Below are 25,245 nucleotides of genomic sequence, written 5' to 3'. Positions count from 1 at the left end.
TTGAGGGCAAAGTTATGGGTAGTGCAAATCATTGTTCACTGGGGCGCCAGCGCGGTATGAGTTACTGGGGTTGGTTACTGGTTATTGCGGTGCTGGGTTTTGCCCTCACCTGTGTCTCCAAGATGGCGCCGGCCTATGTGGACGCGCGCTACGTGAGTGAAGCATTGAAAACCCTGGGAGATAATCCCGAACTGGAAAGTATGTCGACGGGTCAGATTAAGAAAGAGCTGGGCCGTTTTTTCCTGATCAACAATGTGCGTGGCGAGCCCACTAAATCACTGCAGGTGGTAAGGGGGGCAAAGAGCACGGTGGTCAGCATTAATTACGAGTTGCGCCAGCCGTTGATTTACAACGTGGATGTCGTAATGAAATTTAACAAACAGCTCGATACGGCCAAGCCCGAGCTTTGTTGTCATCCTTTGGTAGATCTGGAGCAATTCCGCAAACGTGACTGACCTTTTACTGGAGCGCCTTTGCAAGCGCCTTGGCCATAAGTTTGAACAGAGAGAGCTGCTGGAGTTGGCTCTCACGCACCGTTCCCACGGTAGTCGTAATAATGAGCGCTTGGAATTTCTCGGTGACTCCATCCTCGGCTTTACCATCGGTGCCGCACTCTACGAACAGTTCCCTCAGGGGCGTGAAGGCCAGCTGAGCCGTTTGCGCGCGCAGTTGGTCAGTGGTGAAACCCTGGCAAAGCTGGCCCGTGAGCTGGATATTGGCGATTGTCTGCGCCTCGGCGAAGGAGAGATGAAGAGCGGTGGGTTTCGCCGCGCCTCCATCCTGGCCGATGCGGTGGAGGCCCTGATCGGTGCTATTTTTCTCGATACGGACTTGGAGACTGCCCGTTCGAGGGTATTGGACTGGTTTGCACCGCGTTTACAGGACCTGTCCCTGGAGACGGTAAAAGACCCCAAGACGCGCCTGCAGGAGTGGTTGCAGGCGCGCAAGAAACCCCTGCCGGAATACTCGGTCGTAAATGTATCCGGTGCCGAGCACGCCCAGCACTTTATAGTTGAATGTCGCGTCAGTGGCTTGGCGCAGCCGGTTCGCGGTGAAGCCAACAGTCGTCGCGCTGCAGAAAAAACCGCTGCGATAGAGGCCTATAAGCGCCTCACTGGCCAGGACTAACCTTACAATGAGAGCTGGTGCGGATCATCGCCCGGCTCGAACAGATGGCCCCCGCACACTGGGGGCGAGCTGGGCCTGGGGCTTCCGGGTACCTGCAACCCTTTCGGAGAAATTTCTTGAGCGAACAACCCTCTCGCTGCGGCTATGTCGCGATTGTCGGCCGTCCCAATGTGGGAAAGTCCACACTGCTGAATCATTTACTGGGGCAAAAACTGGCGATTACCTCGCGCAAACCCCAGACCACCCGCCACAATATGCTCGGTATTAAGACCGAGGGGCCCAACCAGATTATCTTTGTCGATACACCTGGACTGCATTCAGATCAGGAAAAAGCGATCAATCGCTATATGAATCGAGCAGCTTCCAGTGCGGCGCGGGATGTAGATGTGGTTGTGTTTGTGGTGGAGCGTACCCGCTGGAGTGAGGGAGACCAGTTGGTGGCCGATAAACTGCGCGGCCTCAAATGCCCGCTGATCATCGCTGTCAACAAAGTCGACCAGTTGAACGACAAGGGTGAGCTGCTGCCGCAGTTACAGGCCTTGGCGGAACAGAACCCCAAAGCGGAAATTGTGCCCATTTCGGCATTGCGCAACGTCAACCTCGACACTTTGGAAGAGGTGATTCTCCAACATTTGCCCGAGGGGGAGCACTTCTACCCTGAAGACCAGGTTACCGATCGCAGCTCGCGTTTTCTTGCCGCAGAAATTGTGCGGGAAAAAATTATGCGTCAGCTGGGCGCAGAGGTGCCCTATCAGGTGACGGTTGAAGTGGAAGAATTTGCTCAGGAAGGCAAGGTCTTGCATATCAGTGCGGCGATCCTGGTGGAGAGGTCCGGGCAAAAGCGCATGATCATTGGCAATAAGGGTGAGCGTATCAAGCTGATTGGCAGTCAGGCTCGCGAGGATATGGAGCGCCTGTTCGATAGCAAAATCATGTTGAATCTGTGGGTTAAAGTGAAGTCAGGGTGGTCTGATGACGAGCGCGCTTTGCGCAGCCTCGGCTACCGGGACGATTAACCCCATTCGCTTGGCCGACCACCATGAAGACACCACCGCCGGCGCAGCCGGCGTACATTCTGCACTCCCGTCCCTACCGTGACTCCAGTCTGATTCTCGAGTTGGTTACCCCGGATTTCGGCCGTATTGCGTGTGTTGCCCGCGGTGCGCGTCGGGACAAGCAACGGCGTCAACAGGCGCTGCAACCGTTTACCCCTTTGCTGGTTACTCTGCTGGGTGCCGGATCACTGAAGACCCTGGGGCCGGTGGAGAATGCCGGCGCGCCTCTTTGGTTAAAGGGGCGCGCCGTATACGGTGGGCTCTACGCGAATGAGTTGATGGTACGTCTGTTGCCGGAAGGGGAGGCGCACTACGGGTTATTTGCGGCCTATCAGCGCCTTTTGCAGGAGCTAGTCGACCTGGGAGGTACCGAGAGCACCGAGCTGGAAGGGCCGCTGCGCAGTTTTGAGCTTCAACTGTTGACGGAGCTGGGTAGCTGCCCGCCGTTGGATTACTGTGTTCAGAGTCAGGGAGCGGTGAGTGAAAATGGCAACTATCGGCTGGAATTGGAGCTGGGTTTTGTGCCGGTGCACAGGCAACCGGCGCGGGCCGGGCGCGAGAGAGAGTTTTACGGTGCAGAACTACTGGGTATGCTGCGGGCACGGGAGAGCGGCTGTTGGTCGGCGGATATACTGGCCCCGGCAAAGCGTTTGACCCGTATTTTACTGCGCTCTTTACTGGGAGATAAGCCATTGCAGAGCCGTGAATTATTCAAGCAGGTCTATGGGAAATGATCGTCAGTATCGGTACCGATATTTGCAGTTACGGCCGGATCGAATCTGTTTGGCAGCGCCATGGGCAGCGTTTTGTGACGCGGATACTGAGCGATGGCGAGCGCTGTGATTTTGCCGATCTGCCCGAAGTCAATTGTGCGGCCTATTTGTGTAAGCGCTTCGCCGCAAAAGAAGCCGTTGGGAAAGCGCTGGGTACCGGCATTGGTAAGGGTGTTTCCTGGCAAGATATTGAAGTTCGCCGGCGTCAGGGCGCGGCTCCACTGGTGCTGCTGCACGGTGAGGCGCGAAGACACGCTGAGGCGATGGGCGTCAGTGTGATCCACCTTTCACTGTCCGATGAAAAGGATGCGGCCCTGGCATTTGTGATTTTTGAAGCCCGCGATTAGCCGGGCGGGCTCCCGGCTGCACTCCATTGGGGTATTTAGGCAACCTCCAACCCAAACAGGGTATCCAGGTCCTGTTCAGATGCCCATTCGCGCAAGGCGCGAATTTCTCGCAGCACAGCATCCAGCTTGCGTCGATCGAGCATCGGATTTTCCTTATTTTGTTGGGTGCGCAGCTCTTCCTGTAATACACAAGTGGCTTCGCGCAGGCGCGCCACGCCGCAGTAACAGCAGCCGCCGTGCATTCGGTGGGTCAGTTCAAACATTCCCTTCAGATCGTCAAGTCCCTGCAGGCGCTCAAGTTCTCGCTCGTCGCTCATCAATCCATCGATAAGCATTTGCAGCATGTCTCTGGCCAGCTTGGCGTCCCCGTTGGCGAGATTCAGGCTCTCGCCGATATCCACCAGTCTTACCTGTTTGGGGTTCAGTGTTTCCACCACCTGGGGGGTGATGATTTTGAGCCAGCGCTTGATCATATGGGAGAGCTGGGCCTCGCTTACCGGCTTGCTCAGATAATCGTCCAGCCCGGCGGACAACAGTCGCGCCTTCTCCTCTGCCCCCACATGGGCGGTGAGGGCGATAATGGGCGTACGCTTGCCGGTTTCTCGCTCGCGAATACAGCGGGTGACTTCAATACCGTCCATGCCGGGCATCTGGATATCCATAAAGACCAGATCGAAGGCACCCTTTTGCCAGTGCAGTAAAGCTTCCTCGCCACTTGCGGCGATAACCACTTCCACACCTTGAGCGCGTAATAGCTCTCCTACCAAGCGCCGGTTGGCGGCGTGGTCGTCCACGGCTAGCACCCTGGGTGGGGCGGGCCAGGGCAGTGCGGGCACAGCGCCGCTGCTGGAGCGCGGTTGGCTTTGTTGAGGCACCGCTCTTTTCAAGGCGCGTAACAGGTTCTCGCGCGTTACCGGTTTACCGAGGAATGTCAGGGTGCGGGTGCGCAGCTGCTCATAGCAGCGGCGCAACTCCGCCGGGGCGCCGAGAACAATAACTCGACACTGATAAGCATCGACCAGTGACTGCACTTTGGTGCTGAAACTGTCGAAATCTCCCTCGGCGATGGCGGTGTCGATAATTAATGCATCTGGCAGCGCGTCGTGCCGCCACATTTGCTCAATTGCGGGCTGCAAGGTATCGGTATCGGCGAGCTCCACCGGTTCCACCTGCCACTGCTTGAGCAGCTGTGCGACCTGGGTGCGGGTGAGCTGGTTGGGGTCGGCGACTAATATGCGACAGTCGGGGAAAAGCACCCGCGGGGGGATTCCCCGGTTGCGTTCTGGCATCAGCGTTAGCTCTACCCAACAGGTGCTGCCACCATTGGCGGCCACCTCCATACCGGTGCTGCCGCGCATACGCTCAACCAAGCTGCGGGCGATGGACATGCCGAGGCCGTTGGCGCTGATTTGCTGCGAGTGTTGCGGTGTTTTGGCGTTGAGGATTTGTTCCAGCTCACGGCGGCCGGGGTCATCAATACGGTTTCCGAGATCGGTCACGCCGATACGCAATACCAACTCAGAATCCTTGTTGCTTTGCACCGTCAGGCGTACAGGGATATTGCCGTTCTCCGAACTGCGCACGGCATTGCCGAGGAGGTTGGTAAAGATTTGCTTGGTGCGCAGGGGGTCGCCTACCAATGTGGCCGGTAACTGCGGGTCGATAAGCGGTACCAGCTCCAGGTGATGTTCGTAGGCATAGGGAGCGAGTATCTGCAGGGTCTCCTCCAGTAACTGCCCCAGGTCCATGGGAATATGATCGAGTACCAGGTTGCCGGATTCGATACGGGAAAAATCCAGGATATCGTTAATGGTGGTGAGGAGACTTTCCGAGGAGCGCAGGATGGTTTGCAGGTAATCCTGCTGTAACTCATCAATTTCAGTTTTGAGTAGTAGGTTGGTAAAGCCAATAATGCCGTTGAGGGGGGTGCGAATTTCATGGCTGGTATTGGCCAGAAACGTCGACTTGATACGGCTCGCCTCCTGGGCTCTTTTGCGGGCCAGATCCAGCTCAATATTCTGTTCTTCCATACTGTCGAGGGACTGCCGTAGATCGTCCATGCTCTGTAGTATGTTTGATTTATAGTCCCGCTGATAGTTGCCGAGACTCTCCCCCATTTCATTGATCTGGCTGGCCAGTTGTGCGAGCTCGCGGTTTTCTATTTCGTGAGTGCGGCGATCGAACTCACCGCGGCCTATAGCCTGCAGAACCTGCCCCATGCGCACCAGACTGTGAGCAAAGCGCTCAGACAAGATCACCGACCAGGCCAGGGCCGCCAGGGTACAAATAATCAGGCCTACAAGGCCAACGAGTAATACCTGATAGGTGCCCACGAGAAAGTAGGGTCGGTGCAGCTCGATACTGATCCAGCAGGTGGTGATATCACCCTTTAATGGCTGTAAAACCTGCAGGGTTTCGTCATCTTCAAAAATAAAGGCTTCGCGTTTATTGAGCTGATCGCTGGTGATGGGAGTGCGTGGCCGTGGACCAACACTGGCCAGTAGTCCCAAGCCGGTGGCTATATCAAGCGGACGCTTCGCACTGGCTTCTGTGGAATAGATATGTACCGAACGGACCATATCCTTTTCCAGCATCAGAGCTAGCAGACTTTTACGCAGCCACTCCATGCGCAGCTCAGAGGGGTGCCCACCGCTCATCTCGATCAGTTCGGCCAGCTGTTCTGCGCTCGCGCGTCCGTGGCTTAGTAGTAGTTGACGGCGGTCGTGCATTTGTTGGAGTGTGAAGACCAGGGCCAGGGTCATAGCCAGGATCAGCGCTGGAGCTACCGTGAAGCGAAACATGGTTGAACGCAGCGAGCGCAGCTCAGAAGGCGCCGGTATGGAGGTGTCGGTATTGTTTGGGGCCATGGCGTGTAGAGGGCCTTGTCGATTATTTTTTCCCCATTTTACCTGTATGTAAGTAGAGGCGCACTCTTATCCCCGCTATAGAGGGCAATGTTTTTCTGTTATGGGTGAGCGTAATAACTCGACTATACAGTCCACCTAAGGAGTCGTTATTTAGACTGGGGGTAAGCTTCGGGTACACTGTGCGGCCGCTATACATGTCTGGATCAATGCATTATGGATTACCCCACGATTGCTGACTGCGTAGGCAATACCCCCCTGATTAAGCTGCAGCGCCTGCCCGGTGATACCAGCAATACGATTTTGCTTAAGTTGGAAGGCAATAATCCGGCCGGTTCAGTAAAAGACCGTCCGGCGCTCTCAATGATTAACCATGCCGAAGGTAAGGGGCAGATCAAATCTGGGGATACTTTAATAGAGGCGACCAGTGGCAATACCGGTATTGCACTGGCAATGGCGGCGGCTATTAAGGGTTATCGAATGATCCTGATTATGCCGGACAGTGCGACTGCGGAGCGCAAGGCCTCTATGACTGCTTACGGTGCTGAGTTAATTCTGGTCAGCGCAGAGGAAGGTATGGAGGGGGCCCGAGACTTGGCCCTGAAAATGCAAGCCGAGGGCAAGGGTTTGGTGCTCAATCAATTTGCCAATACCGACAACCCCCTGGCCCACTATGAGGGCACAGGCCCTGAGATCTGGCAGCAGACCGATGGACAAGTGACACACTTTGTTTCCTCCATGGGTACAACCGGCACCATTATGGGCTGTGGCCGCTTTTTAAAAGAGCAGAATCCCGCTATTCAGGTCGTGGGCTTACAGCCTACGGACGGTTCCAGTATCCCCGGTATCCGTCGTTGGCCCGAGGCTTACCTACCGAAAATTTTTGTCCCCGAGGAGGTGGACCTGGTCATTGATATGGATCAGCGTGAAGCCGAAGAAATGACACGTAGACTAGCGCGGGAGGAGGGTATTTTTTGTGGTGTTTCCTCTGGAGGGGCTGTTGCCGGTGCTCTGCGCCTCTCAAGCCAAGTGGAGAATGCTACGATTGTGGCCATCATCTGCGATCGGGGGGATCGTTACTTATCATCTGGGTTGTTCAATTCGTGAGGCTTTACGGGGCGTGCAGTATTTCTGTTGCGCCTCTGTGTTAAATCGGGTGCTGGTGAACCTTGATGTTGGTTGTTGCTCTTAGGTTAAAAGGCCGCTATTTTCCCAGTTATTTTTCTTTAAAGCATATTTCAAAATCTTTTTTCTAGGGTTTATTTAAAGGCTCTTTGCCTTGCGATCATTTTCTCCCTGAGAGTAGAGGTACCATGGAATTTCTAGCGGTACTTTATTCTTATTATTGCAAAAGAATTTTTTGCCTCGATTTTGTCCACGAATGGTGTGTGCCGGCACGAAGATTTGATCGCGTTTTATAGGCTGGTAGTATTTTTTAGATGCCGAAAATTAACTCTTATTTTTGCTGATTTGATCAAAACTAGAGTTGAATACATGACGTGCAATTGCCGACCTTTCAGGCGATGGAAAAGTCATTGGAAGCTAAGCAAATTCTTTTCGGCTTGCAAATCCCTCCTTTGGTCGAGTTGTCCTTGCCCGCAACGTTTTTTCAAATTATTTGGCCTGGTTCGTTATGGTGTCGTAGTTTGCGGCTCCCGGTGAAAAGTTTTGTCCGCAGTGGGGTAGGTTATCGCTGAATTTCGCGCAGCTTATTGAAAAACATAAAGAAAATCGTGGACTTTAGTGTGCCCAAACCTATGATAGAAACGCCCCTTAAATGGAGTGCGCACTGCATTTGGCTGGTATTGCAGTTTTACTGGCTGGCAATGGGTGCCAATGCGTTTACAAATTCCTGTTTCGGTTCGGTAAAACATGGTTCAAGTCAGAAAACATCATTCCTTTGGAGGTGAGAGCGAGCACGATTTGGAATCGTGGTTGCGCCATGTACAGAAATTGGCTGGGCTGGATGGTGCCGCTATAGTGATCCTGCGTCGCGCCGCAGAAGTCAGTGCTGAGGCCGAACAGCGAGCGATCGATGCAGAAAATATTTGGGCGGAAGGTGCCAGCAGTTTTGCCTCGGGCCTGGAAATGGCGGAGATACTGGCGGATCTACAAATTGACTCCGAAGCCCTGGTGGCCGCGGTACTCTACCGGGCGGTTCGGGAAAAGCGCCTGGCGATAAAAAAGGTGGAAGAGGAGTTTGGCCCTGTCGTGGCCAAACTGATTCGCGGTGTCTTGCGCATGGCGGCGATCCGCAGTCGCAGTGCGGATACAGGCGAAGGTGGTAAAGGTGGGGCGGTCGAGGAGCACTCGGAAAATATTCGCCGTATGTTGGTGGCACTGGTTGACGATGTCCGAGTTGCCCTGATTAAGCTCGCCGAGCGCACCTGCGCCATTCGCGCGGCAAAAAATGCTGAGCCGGCAAAGCGTCAGCGCGTGGCCCGCGAAGTGGCCGACGTCTATGCGCCACTGGCCCACAGGCTCGGTATCGGGCACATCAAATGGGAGCTGGAGGATCTGTCTTTCCGCTATTTGGAGCCCGAGGATTACATGCAGATCGCACGTCTGCTGGATGAAAAACGGCTGGCCCGACAGAAATATATCGATGAGGTCTTAGAACTTCTGCGCTCAGAGCTGGCGCGGGCGGACATTGAAGGTGATGTCTACGGCCGCGCGAAGCATATCTACAGTATCTGGCGTAAAATGCGCCGCAAAAATATCGGTTTTTCCCAAGTTTACGATATACGTGCCGTGCGTATTCTCGTGCCTACGGTACGGGATTGCTATGCGGTGCTGGGGATAGTGCACAACCTATGGCGCAACATTCCCAATGAGTTTGATGATTATATTGCCTCCCCAAAGGAAAATGGCTATCGCTCCCTACATACGGCGGTGATCGGCCCAGAGCGCAAAGTGTTGGAAGTGCAGATTCGTACTTTTGCCATGCATGAAGAGGCCGAGTACGGGGTTTGTGCACATTGGCGCTATAAAGGCACCGATTTGAAAACAGAGAGCCAGGATAGCTACGAGCAAAAAATTTCCTGGTTGCGCCAAGTGCTTGATTGGCATGAAGAGGTGGGGGGGAACCCCTTGCAGGATGACCTGCAGGCCGGGGAGGGGGACTCGCGTATCTATGTGTTCACCCCCGATGGGCACGTGGTCGATCTGCCTCGCGGCGCGACGCCTCTGGATTTTGCCTACAAAATTCACACTGAGATCGGTCACCGCTGCCGCGGAGCTAAGGTGGATGGACGCATTGTGCCGCTCAATCACGAACTTGAAACCGCCAACCAGGTGGAGATTCTTACCGGAAAGCGTGAAGCGCCCAGCCGCGATTGGCTGTCATCGGGTATGGGGTATATCACCACTTCGCGGGCGCGGGCCAAAATTATCCACTGGTTCAAGCAGCAGGCACGTGACCAAAATATTGCGGATGGCCGCAGTATCCTCGACGGCGAATTCAAGCAACTGGCCCTCAGTGATTTTGATTTTGAAAAGCTTGCAGCCAAGCTGAACATGCACTCGCTGGATGACCTCTATGCGGCAGTGGGGGCTGGAGATATCGGTGTGGGGCAGGTATTGAATACCGCCCAGCGCATGATCAAGGTCGATAATGTCGAGCGAGTGCCCTCACTCACCGCTCCGGTGGCCTCCGGGGCGGGCAAGGCGGATGTTTATATTGAAGGCGTTGGCAATTTACTGACGCATATTGCCGGTTGCTGTAATCCCGTACCTGGTGATGAAATTATGGGCTACATCACTCTTGGCCGCGGTGTGTCGATACACCGCAAGGATTGCGCGAATATGCTGCGCATGCAGACGGAGGAATCCGAGCGGGTACTGGAGGTTAACTGGGCGGCAAAGCCGAGGGAGCTCTATGCAGTGGAAATCGTCATCGAGGCTTATGATCGCCTCGGACTACTGCGCGATGTCACTGCCATGCTCGACAGCCAGAAAATCAATATTACGGCGATGCAAACCAATACCAATAAGCATAAGCATACGGTTGAAATGGTGCTTACCGCTGAGATCCACAATTTTGAAGAATTGAGTTATGTATTGCACCGCATTAACCGCCTGCCTAATGTGGCATCGGCGAAGCGGCGCATGCTGCGCTGAGGGGGATAATTGCAAAATCAGTACACGGTGGAGGACCTGCTCCACCTGATGGCCCAGTTGCGCAACCCGGATGGAGGTTGCCCCTGGGACTTAAAACAGACATATGCCACGATTGTGCCCTCCACGATAGAGGAGGCCTACGAAGTTGCGGAAGCGATTGAGATTGAGGATTACGAACACCTGCATGAAGAGCTTGGGGACTTATTGTTCCAGGTGATTTTTTACTCCCAGCTCGGGCGCGAGCAGGGCCATTTCGATTTTTCCCGTATTGTGGACACCCTGGTGCGTAAATTGGTGCGCCGCCATCCCCATGTATTTCCCAGTGGAGACCTCTATGGCGAGAATGATACCGCTGCAGTGGATGAGGCTCAGGTAAAGCGGAATTGGGAGGCGATCAAGGCGGAGGAGCGCAGTAAAAAGGGGGAAGTCGGCATTCTGGCTGGCGTCACTGCGGGGCTGCCGGGATTGACACGCGCGGCCAAATTACAGAAACGGGCCTCTCAAGTGGGATTCGACTGGCCGGATATCCATGGCGTACTGGATAAAATTGAAGAAGAAGTAGCGGAGCTGCGGGAGGCCATCGAAGCCGGAGATCGCGAGCATGCCGGTGAGGAGCTCGGCGATTTACTGTTTTCTTGTGTCAATGCTGCCCGACATCTCAAAATTGACCCAGAGACGGCACTACGTCAGTGCAATCGTAAGTTCGTGCGTCGTTTTGGCGCTGTGGAAACGGCACTCCGGGCCGATGGGCGTGTGCCTGCAGATGCGAGTTTGGAGGAGTTAGATGGGCTTTGGGAGCGGGCAAAAGCGAGTGAGAAACCGCGCTCCGGCAATGAGTGATCGAGGTAAAAGGGTCGCTTACCCTGCGGGAATGGGTACATAACGGCCACAATCTTGCCCAATTTGGGGTGTGCGTGTAAGGTAGCGCTCTTTTGGCGCGGCGGCTATTGATGCGTCGACAGTTTTGGAGGCTAACTGAACATGCGAATTATTCTCTTGGGGGCGCCGGGAGCCGGCAAGGGCACTCAGGCACAATTCATAACAGAGAAGTTCGGCATTCCGCAGATCTCCACCGGCGATATGCTTCGCGCAGCGGTGAAAGCGGGCACCCCTCTCGGCCTGCAGGCGAAAGACATCATGGAGGCCGGCAAGCTGGTTTCCGATGACTTGATTATTGCCCTGGTGAAGGAGCGCATTACCCAGGCGGACTGTGCCAATGGATTCCTGTTCGATGGATTCCCGCGCACTATTCCCCAGGCACAAGCCCTGCTGGATGCGGATGTCCACATCGATCACGTGCTGGAAATTGCAGTGGATGATGAGGAAATCGTTAAACGCCTTTCCGGGCGACGCGTACACGAAGGCTCTGGCCGTGTGTACCACACCGAGTACAACCCACCCAAAAGCGAAGGTGTGGACGATGTGACTGGCGAGGCATTGGTACAGCGTAGCGACGATACTGAAGAGACTGTGCGCAAGCGCCTGGCGGTTTATCACGAGCAAACAGCGCCGTTGGTTGGCTTTTACCGAGAGCTGGAAGCGCGCTCCCCTGAAGCGGCCCCCAAATACAGTAAAGTGATGGGTGTTGGCAGCATGGATGATATCCGCGAAAAGGTCATCGAGGCACTCAGCTGATTGCTGCAATCGCACTTTTTTATAAAGCCCCCACTTGGGGGCTTTTTTGTATCTTGCCGAATTGCCGGGGACCCCTTTGCGCAGTTTCAGGGAGCGCTATCCCTTGTAGTTGATTGGTCAATCATTAAGATTGCCGGCAGGTTTTTCCTGGCAAAATTGTATTTCAGACGGGTCTTTGTATGTCCACAGCGATAGTTTTGATGAATCTGGGTACCCCGGCACAGCCCACGGCACCTGCGGTGAGAGAATTCCTGCGGGATTTCCTCTCCGATCCCCGCGTGGTGGAAATACCCCGGCCGCTGTGGCTCGCCATCTTAAATGGCTTCATATTGCCTTTTCGCCCGAAGCGCATTGCTCCGGCTTATGCAGAAATATGGAATTGCAGTGCAGACGGTGCGCAGGTTGAAGGTTCTCCACTTCTCTACTATACGCGTCGCCAGGCTGAGTTGTTACAAAAGCATCTGAACGATAAAGGGCGGGACCTTGCTGTAGAATTTGCGATGACTTATGGCGAGCCGCGCCTTGACAAGGTTATTGATGGTTTGCGAAAGAAAGGCTATGAATCCTTTATCGTTTTACCCTTGTATCCCCAGTACTCCGCTACGACGACGGCTGCCATTTACGATCAAGTGGCGCAGATTTTTCGAAAAAGTCGTGATATTCCGGATATTACCCTGATTAGGGAGTATTACCATTCACCGCTTTATATTAAATCTCTAGCCAATTCCGTTAGAGAGCATTGGCAGAAGTGCGGCCAGGCCGAAAAACTCATGTTGTCATTCCACGGTATTCCCAAAGCGAATGTTGATAAGGGAGACCCCTATTATCGCCACTGCCAGGAAACGGCGAGGCTGCTCGCTGAAGAATTGCAAATTACTCAGGATCGCTGGCAAGTTACTTTCCAGTCACGCTTTGGTAAAGCGGAGTGGTTGCAGCCTTATACGGATAAAACACTAATCGAGTGGGGAAAAAGCGGAATTAAGAGTGTCGATGTAATCTGCCCGGCTTTTTCGGCGGACTGTTTGGAGACACTAGAAGAAATTTCGGTGGAGAATCGCGCTAATTTTATCGATGCCGGCGGCAGTGAATACCATTATATTCCCGCGTTAAATTTACGTGCAGACCATATTCAAGCACTTGCCGCGATTATTGAAGATAAGTTGCCTGGAGCAAAATAATTTCAAGCTTTTACCAATTTGGTCACCGTAAAAGGCAATTTGATAAGAAAAAGATACTTTTTTGCTGAAAAATTTCTCATTTTTCGCTTTTTTACTTGCAATGCCCTGTATTTTTATTAACTTTGATAAAGTTGTATCGAAATAGGCGGTGCGTCGCTCTGTATAAGTAATAAAATAACCCATCGTGGTTTTATTCGATCGCTAACAGGCAATGCTGCCGGCACACTTTTGGAAGTACTTCTTCTTTTTAGTGAGGAGACAAGGGATGGCAAGAGTAGTAAAAAAGAGTACACGTGCTAAAAAGACAACTGGTTCGACCAAAGCGTCGCCAATAGTCGATAAAGCACAGAAAGCAGTGGATGCAGCGAGCAAGTCGCTGGATGCACAAATGGATCGTGTGGCAAAAGCAAAGGCGCGGGTACAAAAAAGTAGCACGGCAGCGGCAAAGACTTCTTTGACTAATGCCAATAGCAAGGCAAAGGAATTGCGCGCCAAGCTGGCGATGGCCAAAGTGGAACTCGTTAAGGCCAAGACCATGGATGCCGTTCGTCTCGCTGAAGAATCGGCTAAAGAGAAGGTTAGCGCCCTTTCTGATAGCCTTTCCGCTAAGGCCGATAAAGAGCTGGCTGCAGCCCTCAAAGCCTTTGAGGCGCGCTGGGTGAAGACCCGGGAAAAGGCTCACGCTAAGAAGATCAAGGCCGCAGAGAAGAAAGCTGAGGCCAAGGTAAAAGCCGCAGCGAAGAAAGCTGTGGCAAAAGCGAAGGAGCTGGAGAAAAAAGCCGCGGCTAAGTTAAAAGCAGAGGTACAAAAGGCGAAGAAAGCCACGACTAAAAAGTCTCCTTCCGCCAAAAAAATGGGCCGCCCTAAAAAGGCTGCCACTGAAACTAAAGCCGCTAAGCGTGTCGGGCGCCCTAAAAAGGCCACTACTGCAGCCAAGCCTGCGAAGGCTAAAAGGGTGGGCCGTCCTAAGAAGTCCACCACCGCAACGACAGCAGCTAAAAAGTCTCCCGCACGTCGTGGCCGCCCGCCTAAAGCGGGTACAGGTCGGCGTGGTCGCCCGCCGAAGAGTGCAGCCTAGTTCCATAAATACCAAGTCCGCTGTTAGCCACTAGAGTATGGCTGGCTTCCCGTCAACCCTGGCTTATGCCGGGGTTTTCTCTTTCCGCATCGTATGAATCTACATGACTAGCCTTTGTGACCATGCCACAATTCACCTCCCTCGATTACCCGGTTTGAGACAGTTGTGAAGATTCTTGCCCTGGATACCACGTCTGGTGCCTGCTCTGTGGCACTTTATAGTAACGGCCAGATTACCGAGCGCTTCGTACAGGCAGAGCGAGACCATACTCGCCGCTTGTTACCGATGGTGGACGAAGTATTGGCAGAAGCTGAATTAACCCTGCCTGGCTTGGATGCCTTTGCCGTAAGTCGAGGTCCCGGCTCGTTCACCGGGCTACGAATCGCAATCAGTTGCGTGCAGGGGCTGGCTTTTTCCGTGGATAAACCAGTAGTACCGGTATCCAGTCTTGCAGCCTTGGCTTTAGGAGCGAGGCGAACACACCCGGAATGGGGCGAATCTCCTATTGTGACGATGCTCGATGCCCGCATGCAGCAGGTGTACTGGGGTATATACGATACCCAGTCGCCCAATGACAGCCTGTGCCCTGAAGCTGTTCAGAACCCGGAGCAGGTTTTGTTGTCTCTGGAAACCGATGGATTGGCCGCTTCCTTTTACGGCGCTGGTCCTGGTTGGCACTACGAAGCGCTAGCTGCGGCCAAGGCAAAGGAGCGTGATCTGGATGCCCTTATTCACGCACGGGATATTGCCGAGCTGGCTGTTCCCCTATGGCAGGCAGCTAAGACGCTTTCCGCCGAGGAATTGGAGCCCGTCTATCTTCGCAATGAAGTTACTTGGCAAAAACGACAAAAAATTCGATCCCGGTAATTCATGGAAATTTTTCAGATTGTTGTATTGGCTCTGATTCAGGGTCTTACTGAATTTCTTCCCATCTCCAGCTCGGCACACCTGATTTTGCCCGCTGAAGTATTCGGCTGGCAGGATCAGGGGCTCGCCTTCGATGTGGCCGTGCATTTTGGCTCGCTGATTGCGGTAGTCCTATATTTTCGCAAGGATATTGGGTTGTTATTGCGTGATGGCCTTGGGGGGCTGAAGTCCAGGCAGTTTACTGACGAGGGTAGGTTGGCCTGGCTGATCGTGTTGGCAACCATCCCCGTTGGTCTGGTTGGATTGATCTTCAAAGGCTATATAGAAACCCATTTACGCACAGCGGCGGTTATAGCAGCCACTACAATAGGCTTTGGTCTGTTACTTTGGTGGGCCGATGTGCGTGGGGCACGGCGGCAGAACCTGGCCCAGCTCAACTGGAAAAAGGCCCTGATCATCGGTTGCGCGCAGGTATTGGCTCTTATTCCCGGCACTTCCCGCTCCGGTATCACCATGACTGCGGGACTGATGCTTGGAATGAAACGCGAAGCCGCCGCACGTTTTTCCTTCTTGTTATCGATACCGGCAATCGCGTTGCCATCTATGTTACTGACATACGATTTGCTCGCTCTGGAGAGTGTGCCTTGGGGCGATATTCTATTGGGAACGGTGCTTTCTTTTATTAGTGCTTATCTATGCATTCACTTTTTCCTGCAGTTTATTAGCCGTATCGGCATGGCACCTTTTGCTATTTACCGCCTGATTCTGGGGGCGGCACTTATTTGGATAATATGGGGGTAATGAATATGACAACGGTAGCGTTTATTGGCCTGGGTGTAATGGGGTACCCCATGGCGGGTTATCTGGCAAAGGCTGGTCACAAGATGCGAGTGTATAACCGCACAGCCAGTCGAGCAGAAAAGTGGCTCGTCGAATATGAGGGGGAGTGCTTTGCAACACCCGCTGAGACCGCAAAAGGTGCCGAAGTGGTGTTTGCTTGTGTAGGTAACGACAATGACCTACGCCAGGTGGTTACCGGAGAGCAGGGTGCCTTCGCGACTATGGAAGAGGGTGCATTGTTTGTGGATCACACTACCGCCTCGGCAGATGTCGCCCGTGAATTGGCAGAGATTGCCAATGAGAAAGGCATCGGCTTTCTCGACGCCCCGGTATCCGGCGGTCAGGCCGGTGCCGAAAATGGCGTGCTCACGGTGATGGTTGGCGGTGAGGAAGCGGATTTCCAGCGTGTTCAGCCATTGATTGATTCTTTTGCCAGGGCAGTAACTCTATTGGGGCCGGTGGGCAGCGGTCAGCTATGTAAAATGGTTAATCAGATTTGTATCGCCGGGGTGGTCCAAGGATTAGCGGAGGGGCTGCATTTTGCCAAGGCGGCAGGGCTGGATGGCGAGCAGGTAGTCGATGTTATCTCCAAAGGCGCTGCACAGAGCTGGCAGATGGAGAACCGCTCCAAAACCATGTTGGCGGGCGAGTATGACCACGGTTTCGCTGTGGATTGGATGCGTAAAGATTTGGCTATTGTCCTGCAGGAAGCTCAACATAACGGAGCCCTGTTACCAGTGACGGCGTTAGTGGATCAGTTCTACAGCGAGGTACAAGCGATCGGCGGTTCCCGCTGGGACACCTCCAGTCTATTTGCACGCCTTATGAATGTGCGTACTTTCGACTGATACTCTCCGCCTGAAGGCCTCTAGCTAGGCTGGATATTTTGTTTCAGCCCTGCATCTCCAAATTTTGTTGTTTTAATTTCCCATGAAAGTTCTTTTACTCTCCGCCTACGACGCAGATAGCCATAAGCGCTGGCGTAAGGGTTTAGTTGCCGCATTTCCCGAATGGCAGTGGACAGTTCTTACACTGCCACCGCGCTATTTCAGCTGGCGAATTCGCAGCAACAGTCTCACCTGGGCTAGGGGCGAGAATGCACAGACGTTAAGGCAGACATGGGATCTGATTATCGCTACCTCTATGACCGATCTCAGCGCCTTGCGTGGCTTAGCGCCAGAGATCGTGGGGGTGCCTACCGCGGTGTATTTCCACGAGAACCAGTTTGCCTATCCAAGCAGTTCAGATGCGTTTCGGTCCTTAGAGCCGCAATTGCTGAATATTTATACCGCACTGGCTGGTGACTTACTGCTATTTAACTCGGAATATAACCGCCGCACTTTACTCGAAGGGGCGGCCAAGTTATTAAAGCGTTTTCCAGACTGCGTGCCTGCTGGAGTTTGCGAGGAAATTGAAAGAAAATCCCAAGTGTTACCTGTGCCTTTAGAGGACGCACTTTTTATTAAGGAGTTTCTCGAGGTTGATTTTACCTGGAATCATCGCTGGCCACAGGGTTACCAAGGGGAGGTCACAGAAGATATCCTGATTATCAGCTGGGCCGCCCGCTGGGAATATGACAAAGGAGCCGACCGCTTACTAAAAATCCTAGAGGGCCTAAAGGAGAATAAAGTAAAATTTTTACTTAATCTGATGGGCCAGTCCTTTCGCAACAGCCCAGAAGAATTTGAACGGATTAAACAGGAGTTCAGCCAAAACCTCCTGGTAGTAGGCTATGTGGAAAGCGAACAACTCTATCGGCAAACTTTACGCAATAGCCATGTGTTTCTCTCTACCGCCTACCACGAGTTCCAAGGGCTGGCCGTCATGGAGGCCGCAGTAGCGGGCTGTACGCCATTGGTGCCAGATGAGCAGTGCTATCCAGAGTTTTATCCCGAGAAGCTGCGTTATTTGGGAGTAGGGGATGCGGTTGTAAGGCTCGAAGCTATGTTTAAAAAGGTCCAGTGTGTAGAGGGACTGGATAAATTAGATTTCCAAAATTTTTCATGGGCAAGCCATAGATATAAGTATTTGCGTGCTTTAAATCATCACGCTTCCTATATTTTTAGCAATTAGTACACGCAACTTGAGTGATTTTGGAATATTACGCTCATGGTGCTTTTAGGTTGTTATAGTTTCACGGTAGCCGATGTCGGAATCAGCTAACCGGTCTTGGTAAAATAATAATAGTTATAGGCGCCTGAAAATCCGGGATTAATACATACAGTTCTTAAGATTCGCAGAGTCGTTCAGATAGGGGGGCAAAGGAGTGTTAACAGGTTATCATTTTCGGGACCCAGCTAGTTTTAACTTTCTTACTCTACAGAATAGAGATGGCAGTAAGCATAAATTATGGTCCCATTCCAAAGGTTAGAAGTGCCCACCTAAGTTTGAGAAGGCTGTGGGTATGCCGTGATATGCATACTCATATTCGCGAAAAACCTAGACAATCTTTGCTAATCCTGTAACCGATAGAGCAGGTCTCTCCATTTTTTACAAATATCACTAGAGCACCTCCACCGCTTGAGACCGTTAAAAAACGTTCAGTCGGTACGTTGTCCCAATAGTTTCCCTTGTGGCTCATTGAGTACACCATTCGCTGCTGCTTCAATAGCGTTTGGTGGCATGCTGACTACCTCGAGCAGAGTGATATAGAAGACCTTTGGGGGTCGTGCGAAAATTGACAGCTATCATCAATGTGTGACTTACCAAAGCTGTTTCCATTTGACGATCTAAGCGCCAACCAAAAATCCGGCGTGAATGGAGATCAATCAGTACTGCTAAGTACAGCCAGGCCTGCAAAGTCCAAACTTGATTTTTAGTACACGGTGCGAAACCCCTTTCAGAAAATTCTCTGCATCCGACAGTTGGTGGTTACTATCTATCGTCAGTGTAAATCGCTTCTTGCATTTTACCGTCAAACCGAGCTTTTCCATTAACTTACGGACTCGATGGCGCCCGATCGCAATGCCTCCCTTACGTAGAGGTTTCATTAACCGACGACTTTCATGGCTCTGTCGAGATTCTGCAAATAAGACCTTCAAGCGATAGCATAGTTGCCATTTTTGAGTATCAAGCAAGCCATTACTGTGGTGGCACCAATAGTAATACTTACCTGCATTACTCGGCGGAGCCTCCTAACTGGAAAGCGGCCCTGTTGCTTCTTAATAAAGTTTTACTTTATTTCATTACTTTCGCAAAGAATGCACTGGCCTTTTTTAGGATTTCTTTCTCCATCCGCAACGGCTTGTTTTCGTGTTGTAACCGATCCAATTCTGCGCGCTCGCCGGTATCCAGCCTTACTCCACTCTCTTCCTGCTTCAGCTCTTTTATCCAGCGTCGCAGGTTGCTGGCAGCGGTTCCTACAGCCTCTGCGGCCTTAGAAATCGAATACGCTTGCTCAGAGACAAGGGCTACGGCGTCTTTCTTGAACTCCGGTTTGAATTGCCGGCGCGTACCTTTTGTTGTCATACTTTACCTCGCTTGCTGGTTTTACCATCTTAGCGAAGTGTCCGGAAGGATTAGACCACAACAGTTTTGCGAGTTTTTTGTGTAAGGCAAATTTATTTTTTTTAATGAAAGCAGTTTCACCTTGCTGGTGGCGATTTATACCTCTTGTTAATTTCAAATAAATAACATCGCCTCTGCTAGTAATTTATCTACATTATCTATTGAGATTTCTTTAGGTGGTTTAATCAAGACTCTTAAAGGGTGCTACACTTAATGTTTTAATTGCGGGGCTGCCATATGGTGACTTTAGGATGTTTTTCCAGGATGGTGGTTATTGTGACTTTCTTTGTAATAGCGATAGCGAATTCTGTAGCTGGGGCTGTTAAGGAGGAACAAAATAAGGCCGAAGAGTTAATTCAGAGGCTTGAAAAGAAATATCTTAGTAATGAAGTTCCTGTCATTCTCCAGAAGCTAGAGAAGAATGAGTTGTCAATGTCAGTTGTAAACGCTTTTGCACTGGAACAGCGTCTGATTATTCAATCTGACCTTCGCAATAATGCGCTCTCCTTACATCGATTCGGTGGTTCTTCAAGTAAGGTGATCAAAAAATTCTTTTATCGTTTAATCGTTAATGAGGTGTCAGCCAGTGAGCAATTACCGGTTCTAATTCAGGCGCTTAATATCTCGGAAAGTCAAATTACTAAGTATCGTCCGCTAGCTGGAGCGCAGGCGTATCCAGCTTATACAGCATGGCTGGCAAATTATGCACAACCTGCAGAGATTGCGGCAGCTCTTTTAATCAACTTTCAAAGTTTTGGTAAAAATGTTGGCCGTATGGCAAAAGCACTTAAACAGTATAAGGGGTTGTCTGACAGTCAGCTGGAGTTCTTAATCAATTTTAGTACTTTACCTTCTGATTTTAGAGAGCAGGCTATAGCTATAGTGTCGCAAGGCTTAGCCGCAGGAGTGCGTGAGTCGGACATTGAAACTCGCGTAAGGCTTATTCAAGTCTATGAGAGTAATTTTTGGAATGCACTTTCAAGTATTGATAGCCAGTAAATTTTATGATTTAACTTTGGGGGGTTGATCCTTGCTATTTCTTAACTTATAGTGACAATGTTTGGCGGTTGGTCGATTATTCATATTAAATAAATTATATTACTTTTATAATTGCTTTATCCTCATGTTGCGGTGTTTATAGGCAATTGCATTGTCTTAAAGTGAGTTATTCCAGTAATAATGCCAGTTGATTCAATATGTCCATGTAGAAGTATAATTTCTATCCAGCTCACTTTTGTGGCGCAATAATATCTTTCAGGTCTGTTTCTGAACCTTGTTTATATTTATTCCTATCTTAATGATTGGTATGTATAGAGATAACAAGGATGGTTGAACTATCAAGTTTGGCTTTATTGCTAAGATAGTTTTCTTTGTCATACAACACTTACCCTTGAATGTGATAAAAGTTGAAGTCGGATTTTCCTATTAAAGGAATAAATGGAAATGATGAATCGTGTAATAGCTCAGAGAATTTCTTTAGTCATGCTTTTTGCTATGTGGAGCTTTGAGGTGTTAGCTAAAGAGGTGGCCAGCCCTGTAGGCCGTAATTCAATATCCTTCGAAGAATCACAAAGATTTGGTTGTGTACAACAGTACCCGGTGGCTGATTCTAGAAAGCATGGTTTTAAACTGTCTAAATTCAAGCAGCACCTTTCTACCATTCCATTTGAGGCTGCAGGGGTAGCTGTTTCCACTTTAGCGATTGGTTTAGTGGATTGGGATTGGGGATCTAGTAGTTTTGGTACAACTAGTGAAGGTTTCTTTGAGGATGATACTGCCAATGGTGGTATGGATAAGCTAGGTCATGTCTATGGGAGCTATCTTCTCAGTGAATTCTTTACAGATGCCATACACTGCAAGGCTGATAATGCTGTGGGGGCGGAGGCTAGTGCAGTCACTCTAGCTTGGCTGAGTATGTTATTTGTGGAGTTGGGCGATGGTTACTCTAAGGAGCATGGATTTGCCTGGGAGGACGTTGTTGCCAATACTGCGGGGGTAGGAATCTCTTACCTAAGACGGAATATCCCCGGGCTTAGGGAAAAGCTGGATTTTCGTCTAGAATATCTTCCATCGGGTAATCGCTCTGGCTTTAAGCCACACTCAGATTACTCGGGGCAAAAATATCTACTGGCCTTAAAGTTAAGTGGCTTTGGCTTATCACGGAGAAATCCTCTTAATTATCTGGAGTTACATGGGGGTTACTTTGCTCGGGGTTTCACCTTGAAAGAAAAAGAACGAGACGACCCTTTGCGTAGAGAGCTCTATGTTGGGGTTGGAGTGAATATAGGGGAGCTGCTTTTTGGCAGGCCTGGAGTTAGAGAGAGTACTGGAGGCCGATTTGGGCGAAAGTTTTTTGAATATATTCAGCTTCCTCATACTTATGTTGCTAGTGAGAATGATTAAATCGGATCCGACTTTATAATTACCTACCCAGTAGACTAATACTCCTAATTGACAGGCCCCAGGAAAAGATTCTCCAGGAGCCTGTAAGCACTTAATCTATCCACACCCTTGTATATATTCGTTTTTGCCCGGGTGTGTCGATAAATTCATCGCGATCGTGCAGGATTCTAGTATTATCAATAAAAATCATGTCGCCAGAATTCATATAAAAGCTAACAACGTTTTCTTCATTGTTGAGTTCCCCATCGAGAAAGTCTAGTGCTTGGAGAGCCTCCTTCGTTAGGGGGTTGCCCACTCGTTGGTGACCTTTCTCTATCCAGTAGCGCATATAACGGATAGAAAGTTTGCCATTGGTGTAGCTAAAAATTGGAAAGTAATTGTTAAGAACATTTTGAGTCGCTTTATCACTTCCTGGTGTGACAAGATCTCGAATATAGTTGTCGTAGAGTAGTTCCAGTTTTTGCGGGGTATTTTCCCGAAGATTCTCGTGCACTTGAGCCGCCGATACAACTTTGGATTTACCACCTTCTATTGCTGGAGTTATACAGCAGAGGCCTAGAATATTGGGTTGTATCGCCCGCTGTGAGCTATCTGTATGTACTCCAGTGGCAGCATTGGTTTGAGAAACTGGTATCGCTTCGTCTTTATAACTTCTGCCTGTGTCCAATATTCCGTAAAGTCGACCGTAGGTATCGATAGTCTTCCCCATTGCCAAGCTGATCTTTAGAAATAATAGGTTTAGGATTTTTTGATCAAAACCTTCGACACCCTGGATCCAGGTTACCCCATTTCCTTCTTGCACCTCGTATTTGATCTGCTGGGCAAGTTGATCGAACTGTGGGGTGGAGACTGAATCTTTCTGCAAGGCTTGAATGGGGTCCTCTTGATTTAAGGTCCACTCTTGCAGGGCCTTTATTTCTGCCTGCCACTGGGCTGGCCAGCTAAACTTCCAGTTGGATTTTGTGGTCATCTCTGCAGCTGTCCAGGCTTGTGCTCGAACAACCTCAGCTGGAGCCATATCAATCATTTGCCTTCACCTTAAATAACACATGCAGTGGATAGCCTTTTAGTGGGCCAAAAAATTTAGGGTCAAATGCCAGATGTTCATCAGTTACAGCTAATTCTTTTACTTCTGGCAGGCTATTAAAGCCCGCTTTTGCCAGGGCTTCAAAATAGTGTGAAAAATTTTTATGAACACAGCGAACAGATACGGGAATACCGTCTCTACGCCAAATTTTACCCTCGAAGGTTTGGTTGATACCATCGAGATAGGTTTTTTTGCCGTGTTCAAAGTAGAACGGCGGGGTTTCTGCTCGCATGAATGGCAGGCAGGGGTGGGGTACGGTAAAGACAAAGGTACCACCTGGTGCCAGTAAGGCGTGCACTCTGGTCATTACCTGCGTCATTTCTTCGATAGTCAGATAATTGAAAAGGAAAACCGCAATAGCTTTATCGAAGCTGGTTTGTGGAAACTGGTCAAAGGTAACCGCATTGCCTTCAGCATAGTTAGCATTAGCCAACTTTAGCTCTGAAGCCATTGTTTGTGCCTGGGTAATCATTTCAGCTGAGGAATCTACGCCAAAGACCGATTTTACCCCTGCTTCAAGGAGCATGCGTGACACATAACCCTCGCCGCACCCAAAGTCCAGAATATCTTGCCCTTCGATATTTCCCAGAGATTCAAGTACGCGGGGCCTCGCAGTAAAATCACTTAGCAAAACTTTTTCTGATCGTAACCAGTTACTCGCTTGTGCGTTATAAATCTTCTCAGTTGATAGAGGTTGGTTCATCCTGAGCCACTCCTGTTTTTTGGTCGATTGATACTTTATGATTATTCGAATTGTTTTTTTTGTTTTTGTGTGCTCGATCTAGCAGGCCATCCCAGAAGGCCGCTCTCAGGTTTAACGATTTCAAGACGCCGTAGTACAGGCGCTTTCTCCCCACCTCGGTGTTGGCAAAATCCAAGGCGATCTGGTTTAAGCTCTCTGCGTGATGATCATCGATCAAGGTGTGAACGGAGAAGAAGCAGTAGTCCTCGGGGCTGATTTCAGGTATTTGTTTTAGACCCTTTTCAATGAAGGGGTAGATTGAACTCACCACGTGTTCTGTGCCCAGGCCCAGAGCGCCTATAGCCTCTTCGGTAGAGCCATAAAGTAGCACTGCTGAGAGCATGTCATACCAGATAGCAGCATCATCTGATACTGGAATTTCTGCGATATCTCTGGTGGCTTTTTCTTTAAACCGGTTGAATAGTTCAGCGTGCGGGATGCCTCGAACCCAGCTCGGATCTATACCATGGGAATGTAATTCCTGAAGTTCATTCTCGACATAGTAACCGGACTCTTCGCTCAGGTTATCCAGCAGAATATTACGATGTTTCTGATCGGTGAGTTTGGAGATCACCGCAGTTAATAAATTGACAAAACGAGATGAGTATAAGCTGTATTGCTGAGCGAAATCGGCTACGGCGTAACGGAAATCGGGAAGTGATGCGTTGCTGAATTGTACAAGGTAAGGGTGGTTTATTGCTCTGTGCTTAAGTGCTTCTTGCGATAGTTGCTCTAGCCAAGCCCTGCTTTGATCGTTCATCTTAAGCCTTTAATTCCATGTTTAATTAAGCCGCCAGAAAGCTAAAAGTTTAATGTATTAAGCTTTCAATTTTCTGACATACGTCCGGTGTATGCGAGTGAGCTATTGTTATCGTTTTGGTATTTCAGTATACCGATCGAGTTTTCTTAATCAATAACCTCTTTGTCGATGTGTCTTGTGTTTTGATGAATGTGTGGAATGAGGTTAGGTTGAACTAATACTTAGTGGGTATTTTAATTTTGATTCCTATCTTCTATTTGGATTTGTTCCTCTTGATGTGCTCAGTAATATGAGGTTATTTTTTTGTTGGTGGATTTTTTTTGAAAACATAAGTTGTGCCTATGTCTGGTTTTTGTATGGTGATTGATATAGATCAATTCTCGTAGTAGAGATATAAACCTGGTCAGTTTAGAGGAGGTCATCGTCCTGCCGCTTCCTTCAGGTAAGCCTTGGGTAGGAGAGGATCAAAACCATGAATTTTTGTGTTTCATGTGCCAGAATTATACTTCCTGGAACTTTCGATGGATGCATGATGGATTTGGAAAAAAATGTGATTGAAGCGATCGAAGATGGTAGAACAATCCTGGCTATAAAATTGCTGCGTGAGTCTCGAGCGATTGATCTAAAAGAAGCTAAAGGGATAGTCGACTCTTATATGCAAGAGAGGGATATTCAACCCTCACCATCAGAAATGCCTGGTCGCGTAGGGTTGATAGGAGTATTACTTCTATTGGCAATAACGGGATATCTGGCGTTCGGCCTGGGCTCCAATTAGGGGGAGTGTGCCGAAAATTTCTATTCCTTTGGCAAAGACCTTACATATGTTGGTTAATTCAATATAGCAGCCTCAGACTGGGTGCTA

The 25,245-nt window shown here is 50.3% G+C and carries 25 protein-coding genes; 18 read left to right on the top strand and 7 right to left on the bottom strand.

Going from position 1 to position 25,245, the window contains the following annotated elements:
- The first annotated feature begins 14 nt into the window (after positions 1 to 14).
- The 5 genes from ACCI51_RS11235 (at position 15) to acpS (ending at position 3,303) form a co-directional block, all read left to right on the top strand.
- A complete protein-coding gene (locus tag ACCI51_RS11235) occupies positions 15 to 455 on the top strand; it encodes a DUF4845 domain-containing protein (protein WP_371843621.1) in 441 nt (146 codons plus the stop codon).
- Positions 448 to 1,128 carry a ribonuclease III gene (gene rnc / locus ACCI51_RS11230; RefSeq protein WP_299586551.1) on the top strand — a complete coding sequence of 227 codons (681 nt, stop codon included), beginning with the start codon at positions 448 to 450 and terminating at the stop codon, positions 1,126 to 1,128. Before ACCI51_RS11235 ends, rnc begins: the two co-directional genes overlap by 8 nt.
- 116 nt (positions 1,129 to 1,244) lie before the next feature.
- Positions 1,245 to 2,144, top strand: a complete 900-nt coding sequence (era, locus tag ACCI51_RS11225; protein ID WP_299586553.1) for a GTPase Era — start codon at positions 1,245 to 1,247, stop codon at positions 2,142 to 2,144.
- A gap of 23 nt (positions 2,145 to 2,167) precedes the next feature.
- A complete protein-coding gene (gene recO, locus ACCI51_RS11220) occupies positions 2,168 to 2,917 on the top strand; it encodes a DNA repair protein RecO (protein ID WP_371843619.1) in 750 nt (249 codons plus the stop codon).
- Positions 2,914 to 3,303, top strand: coding sequence for a holo-ACP synthase (gene acpS, locus ACCI51_RS11215; RefSeq protein WP_299586558.1), 390 nt, complete (start codon positions 2,914 to 2,916; stop codon positions 3,301 to 3,303). The genes recO and acpS overlap by 4 nt, the downstream gene beginning before the upstream one ends.
- A 35-nt stretch (positions 3,304 to 3,338) precedes the next feature.
- Here the strand turns inward: acpS and ACCI51_RS11210 are convergent, their stop codons facing one another.
- Positions 3,339 to 6,170 carry a response regulator gene (locus ACCI51_RS11210; protein WP_371843617.1) on the bottom strand — a complete coding sequence of 944 codons (2,832 nt, stop codon included), beginning with the start codon at positions 6,168 to 6,170 and terminating at the stop codon, positions 3,339 to 3,341.
- Between the two features lie 213 nt (positions 6,171 to 6,383).
- Between ACCI51_RS11210 and cysM the strand changes: the two genes are divergently transcribed.
- The 10 genes from cysM (at position 6,384) to ACCI51_RS11160 (ending at position 17,957) form a co-directional block, all read left to right on the top strand.
- Positions 6,384 to 7,274 carry a cysteine synthase CysM gene (cysM, locus tag ACCI51_RS11205; RefSeq protein WP_299586564.1) on the top strand — a complete coding sequence of 297 codons (891 nt, stop codon included), beginning with the start codon at positions 6,384 to 6,386 and terminating at the stop codon, positions 7,272 to 7,274.
- A 765-nt stretch (positions 7,275 to 8,039) separates the two neighbouring features.
- Positions 8,040 to 10,286, top strand: coding sequence for a GTP diphosphokinase (gene relA, locus ACCI51_RS11200; protein ID WP_299586566.1), 2,247 nt, complete (start codon positions 8,040 to 8,042; stop codon positions 10,284 to 10,286).
- A gap of 9 nt (positions 10,287 to 10,295) precedes the next feature.
- Entirely contained in the window at positions 10,296 to 11,126 is an 831-nt protein-coding gene (mazG, locus tag ACCI51_RS11195) for a nucleoside triphosphate pyrophosphohydrolase (protein WP_299586569.1), read from the top strand.
- A gap of 141 nt (positions 11,127 to 11,267) precedes the next feature.
- Positions 11,268 to 11,921, top strand: a complete 654-nt coding sequence (gene adk / locus ACCI51_RS11190; RefSeq protein WP_299586571.1) for an adenylate kinase — start codon at positions 11,268 to 11,270, stop codon at positions 11,919 to 11,921.
- Between the two features lie 179 nt (positions 11,922 to 12,100).
- Complete coding sequence (gene hemH / locus ACCI51_RS11185; protein WP_371843614.1) at positions 12,101 to 13,099, top strand: ferrochelatase; 999 nt, start codon at positions 12,101 to 12,103, stop codon at positions 13,097 to 13,099.
- Positions 13,100 to 13,310: 211 nt separating this feature from the next.
- Positions 13,311 to 14,177 (top strand): hypothetical protein, encoded by an 867-nt coding sequence (locus ACCI51_RS11180; RefSeq protein WP_371843613.1) that lies wholly within the window; start codon positions 13,311 to 13,313, stop codon positions 14,175 to 14,177.
- 165 nt (positions 14,178 to 14,342) lie between these two features.
- Positions 14,343 to 15,044 (top strand): tRNA (adenosine(37)-N6)-threonylcarbamoyltransferase complex dimerization subunit type 1 TsaB, encoded by a 702-nt coding sequence (gene tsaB, locus ACCI51_RS11175; protein WP_371843611.1) that lies wholly within the window; start codon positions 14,343 to 14,345, stop codon positions 15,042 to 15,044.
- A gap of 3 nt (positions 15,045 to 15,047) precedes the next feature.
- Complete coding sequence (locus ACCI51_RS11170; RefSeq protein WP_371843610.1) at positions 15,048 to 15,845, top strand: undecaprenyl-diphosphate phosphatase; 798 nt, start codon at positions 15,048 to 15,050, stop codon at positions 15,843 to 15,845.
- A 5-nt stretch (positions 15,846 to 15,850) separates the two neighbouring features.
- On the top strand, positions 15,851 to 16,732 hold the full coding sequence (locus tag ACCI51_RS11165; protein ID WP_371843609.1) for an NAD(P)-dependent oxidoreductase: 882 nt from the start codon (positions 15,851 to 15,853) through the stop codon (positions 16,730 to 16,732).
- 82 nt (positions 16,733 to 16,814) lie between these two features.
- Positions 16,815 to 17,957, top strand: a complete 1,143-nt coding sequence (locus tag ACCI51_RS11160; protein ID WP_371843608.1) for a tRNA-queuosine alpha-mannosyltransferase domain-containing protein — start codon at positions 16,815 to 16,817, stop codon at positions 17,955 to 17,957.
- A gap of 531 nt (positions 17,958 to 18,488) precedes the next feature.
- On the opposite strand, the gene ACCI51_RS11155 is transcribed toward ACCI51_RS11160, so the two are convergent.
- The 3 genes from ACCI51_RS11155 to ACCI51_RS11145 form a co-directional block, all read right to left on the bottom strand.
- On the bottom strand, positions 18,489 to 18,683 hold the full coding sequence (locus ACCI51_RS11155) for a DDE-type integrase/transposase/recombinase (protein ID WP_366525587.1): 195 nt from the start codon (positions 18,681 to 18,683) through the stop codon (positions 18,489 to 18,491).
- Positions 18,662 to 18,925, bottom strand: coding sequence for an IS3 family transposase (locus tag ACCI51_RS11150; protein ID WP_371843723.1), 264 nt, complete (start codon positions 18,923 to 18,925; stop codon positions 18,662 to 18,664). Before ACCI51_RS11150 ends, ACCI51_RS11155 begins: the two co-directional genes overlap by 22 nt.
- Before the next feature lie 136 nt (positions 18,926 to 19,061).
- Entirely contained in the window at positions 19,062 to 19,352 is a 291-nt protein-coding gene (locus ACCI51_RS11145) for a transposase (RefSeq protein ID WP_299586591.1), read from the bottom strand.
- 303 nt (positions 19,353 to 19,655) lie between these two features.
- On the opposite strand from ACCI51_RS11145, the gene ACCI51_RS11140 reads away from it, so the two are divergent.
- Together ACCI51_RS11140 and ACCI51_RS11135 are read left to right on the top strand one after the other, a co-directional pair.
- Positions 19,656 to 20,390, top strand: coding sequence for a thiaminase II/PqqC family protein (locus tag ACCI51_RS11140; protein WP_371843607.1), 735 nt, complete (start codon positions 19,656 to 19,658; stop codon positions 20,388 to 20,390).
- A gap of 444 nt (positions 20,391 to 20,834) precedes the next feature.
- The gene (locus tag ACCI51_RS11135) at positions 20,835 to 21,794 is read left to right on the top strand and encodes a DUF2279 domain-containing protein (RefSeq protein ID WP_299586595.1); all 960 of its coding nucleotides are present in this window, start codon (positions 20,835 to 20,837) and stop codon (positions 21,792 to 21,794) included.
- A 91-nt stretch (positions 21,795 to 21,885) separates the two neighbouring features.
- Here ACCI51_RS11135 and ACCI51_RS11130 read toward each other — a convergent pair whose 3' ends face one another.
- Genes ACCI51_RS11130 through ACCI51_RS11120 form a run of 3 tightly spaced genes read right to left on the bottom strand, consistent with a single transcriptional unit; the run spans position 21,886 to position 24,383 of the window.
- Complete coding sequence (locus tag ACCI51_RS11130; RefSeq protein WP_371843606.1) at positions 21,886 to 22,821, bottom strand: TauD/TfdA family dioxygenase; 936 nt, start codon at positions 22,819 to 22,821, stop codon at positions 21,886 to 21,888.
- Positions 22,814 to 23,584 (bottom strand): class I SAM-dependent methyltransferase, encoded by a 771-nt coding sequence (locus ACCI51_RS11125; protein WP_371843605.1) that lies wholly within the window; start codon positions 23,582 to 23,584, stop codon positions 22,814 to 22,816. Before ACCI51_RS11125 ends, ACCI51_RS11130 begins: the two co-directional genes overlap by 8 nt.
- Entirely contained in the window at positions 23,562 to 24,383 is an 822-nt protein-coding gene (locus tag ACCI51_RS11120; RefSeq protein WP_371843604.1) for an iron-containing redox enzyme family protein, read from the bottom strand. Before ACCI51_RS11120 ends, ACCI51_RS11125 begins: the two co-directional genes overlap by 23 nt.
- A gap of 529 nt (positions 24,384 to 24,912) precedes the next feature.
- On the opposite strand from ACCI51_RS11120, the gene ACCI51_RS11115 reads away from it, so the two are divergent.
- On the top strand, positions 24,913 to 25,158 hold the full coding sequence (locus ACCI51_RS11115) for a hypothetical protein (protein WP_371843603.1): 246 nt from the start codon (positions 24,913 to 24,915) through the stop codon (positions 25,156 to 25,158).
- Positions 25,159 to 25,245 lie beyond the last annotated feature (87 nt).

Source organism: Microbulbifer echini (assembly GCF_041447225.1).
GTDB classification, from domain to species: domain Bacteria; phylum Pseudomonadota; class Gammaproteobacteria; order Pseudomonadales; family Cellvibrionaceae; genus Microbulbifer; species Microbulbifer echini.
The sequence above is the reverse complement of the archived record's forward strand: the minus strand, read 5'-3'. Positions and strand labels throughout refer to the sequence as shown.

What these genes read in the sequence shown, in the direction of transcription:
- ACCI51_RS11235 (WP_371843621.1), top strand. Translation starts at nt 15, where the DNA reads ATGGGTAGTGCAAATCATTGTTCACTGGGGCGCCAGCGCGGTATGAGT.
- recO (WP_371843619.1), top strand. Translation starts at nt 2,168, where the DNA reads ATGAAGACACCACCGCCGGCGCAGCCGGCGTACATTCTGCACTCCCGT.
- acpS (WP_299586558.1), top strand. Translation starts at nt 2,914, where the DNA reads ATGATCGTCAGTATCGGTACCGATATTTGCAGTTACGGCCGGATCGAA.
- ACCI51_RS11210 (WP_371843617.1), bottom strand. Translation starts at nt 6,170, where the DNA reads ATGGCCCCAAACAATACCGACACCTCCATACCGGCGCCTTCTGAGCTG.
- cysM (WP_299586564.1), top strand. Translation starts at nt 6,384, where the DNA reads ATGGATTACCCCACGATTGCTGACTGCGTAGGCAATACCCCCCTGATT.
- relA (WP_299586566.1), top strand. Translation starts at nt 8,040, where the DNA reads ATGGTTCAAGTCAGAAAACATCATTCCTTTGGAGGTGAGAGCGAGCAC.
- adk (WP_299586571.1), top strand. Translation starts at nt 11,268, where the DNA reads ATGCGAATTATTCTCTTGGGGGCGCCGGGAGCCGGCAAGGGCACTCAG.
- hemH (WP_371843614.1), top strand. Translation starts at nt 12,101, where the DNA reads ATGTCCACAGCGATAGTTTTGATGAATCTGGGTACCCCGGCACAGCCC.
- ACCI51_RS11180 (WP_371843613.1), top strand. Translation starts at nt 13,311, where the DNA reads ATGCTGCCGGCACACTTTTGGAAGTACTTCTTCTTTTTAGTGAGGAGA.
- ACCI51_RS11170 (WP_371843610.1), top strand. Translation starts at nt 15,048, where the DNA reads ATGGAAATTTTTCAGATTGTTGTATTGGCTCTGATTCAGGGTCTTACT.
- ACCI51_RS11165 (WP_371843609.1), top strand. Translation starts at nt 15,851, where the DNA reads ATGACAACGGTAGCGTTTATTGGCCTGGGTGTAATGGGGTACCCCATG.
- ACCI51_RS11160 (WP_371843608.1), top strand. Translation starts at nt 16,815, where the DNA reads ATGAAAGTTCTTTTACTCTCCGCCTACGACGCAGATAGCCATAAGCGC.
- ACCI51_RS11145 (WP_299586591.1), bottom strand. Translation starts at nt 19,352, where the DNA reads ATGACAACAAAAGGTACGCGCCGGCAATTCAAACCGGAGTTCAAGAAA.
- ACCI51_RS11140 (WP_371843607.1), top strand. Translation starts at nt 19,656, where the DNA reads ATGGTGGTTATTGTGACTTTCTTTGTAATAGCGATAGCGAATTCTGTA.
- ACCI51_RS11135 (WP_299586595.1), top strand. Translation starts at nt 20,835, where the DNA reads ATGATGAATCGTGTAATAGCTCAGAGAATTTCTTTAGTCATGCTTTTT.
- ACCI51_RS11130 (WP_371843606.1), bottom strand. Translation starts at nt 22,821, where the DNA reads ATGATTGATATGGCTCCAGCTGAGGTTGTTCGAGCACAAGCCTGGACA.
- ACCI51_RS11125 (WP_371843605.1), bottom strand. Translation starts at nt 23,584, where the DNA reads ATGAACCAACCTCTATCAACTGAGAAGATTTATAACGCACAAGCGAGT.
- ACCI51_RS11120 (WP_371843604.1), bottom strand. Translation starts at nt 24,383, where the DNA reads ATGAACGATCAAAGCAGGGCTTGGCTAGAGCAACTATCGCAAGAAGCA.
- ACCI51_RS11115 (WP_371843603.1), top strand. Translation starts at nt 24,913, where the DNA reads ATGATGGATTTGGAAAAAAATGTGATTGAAGCGATCGAAGATGGTAGA.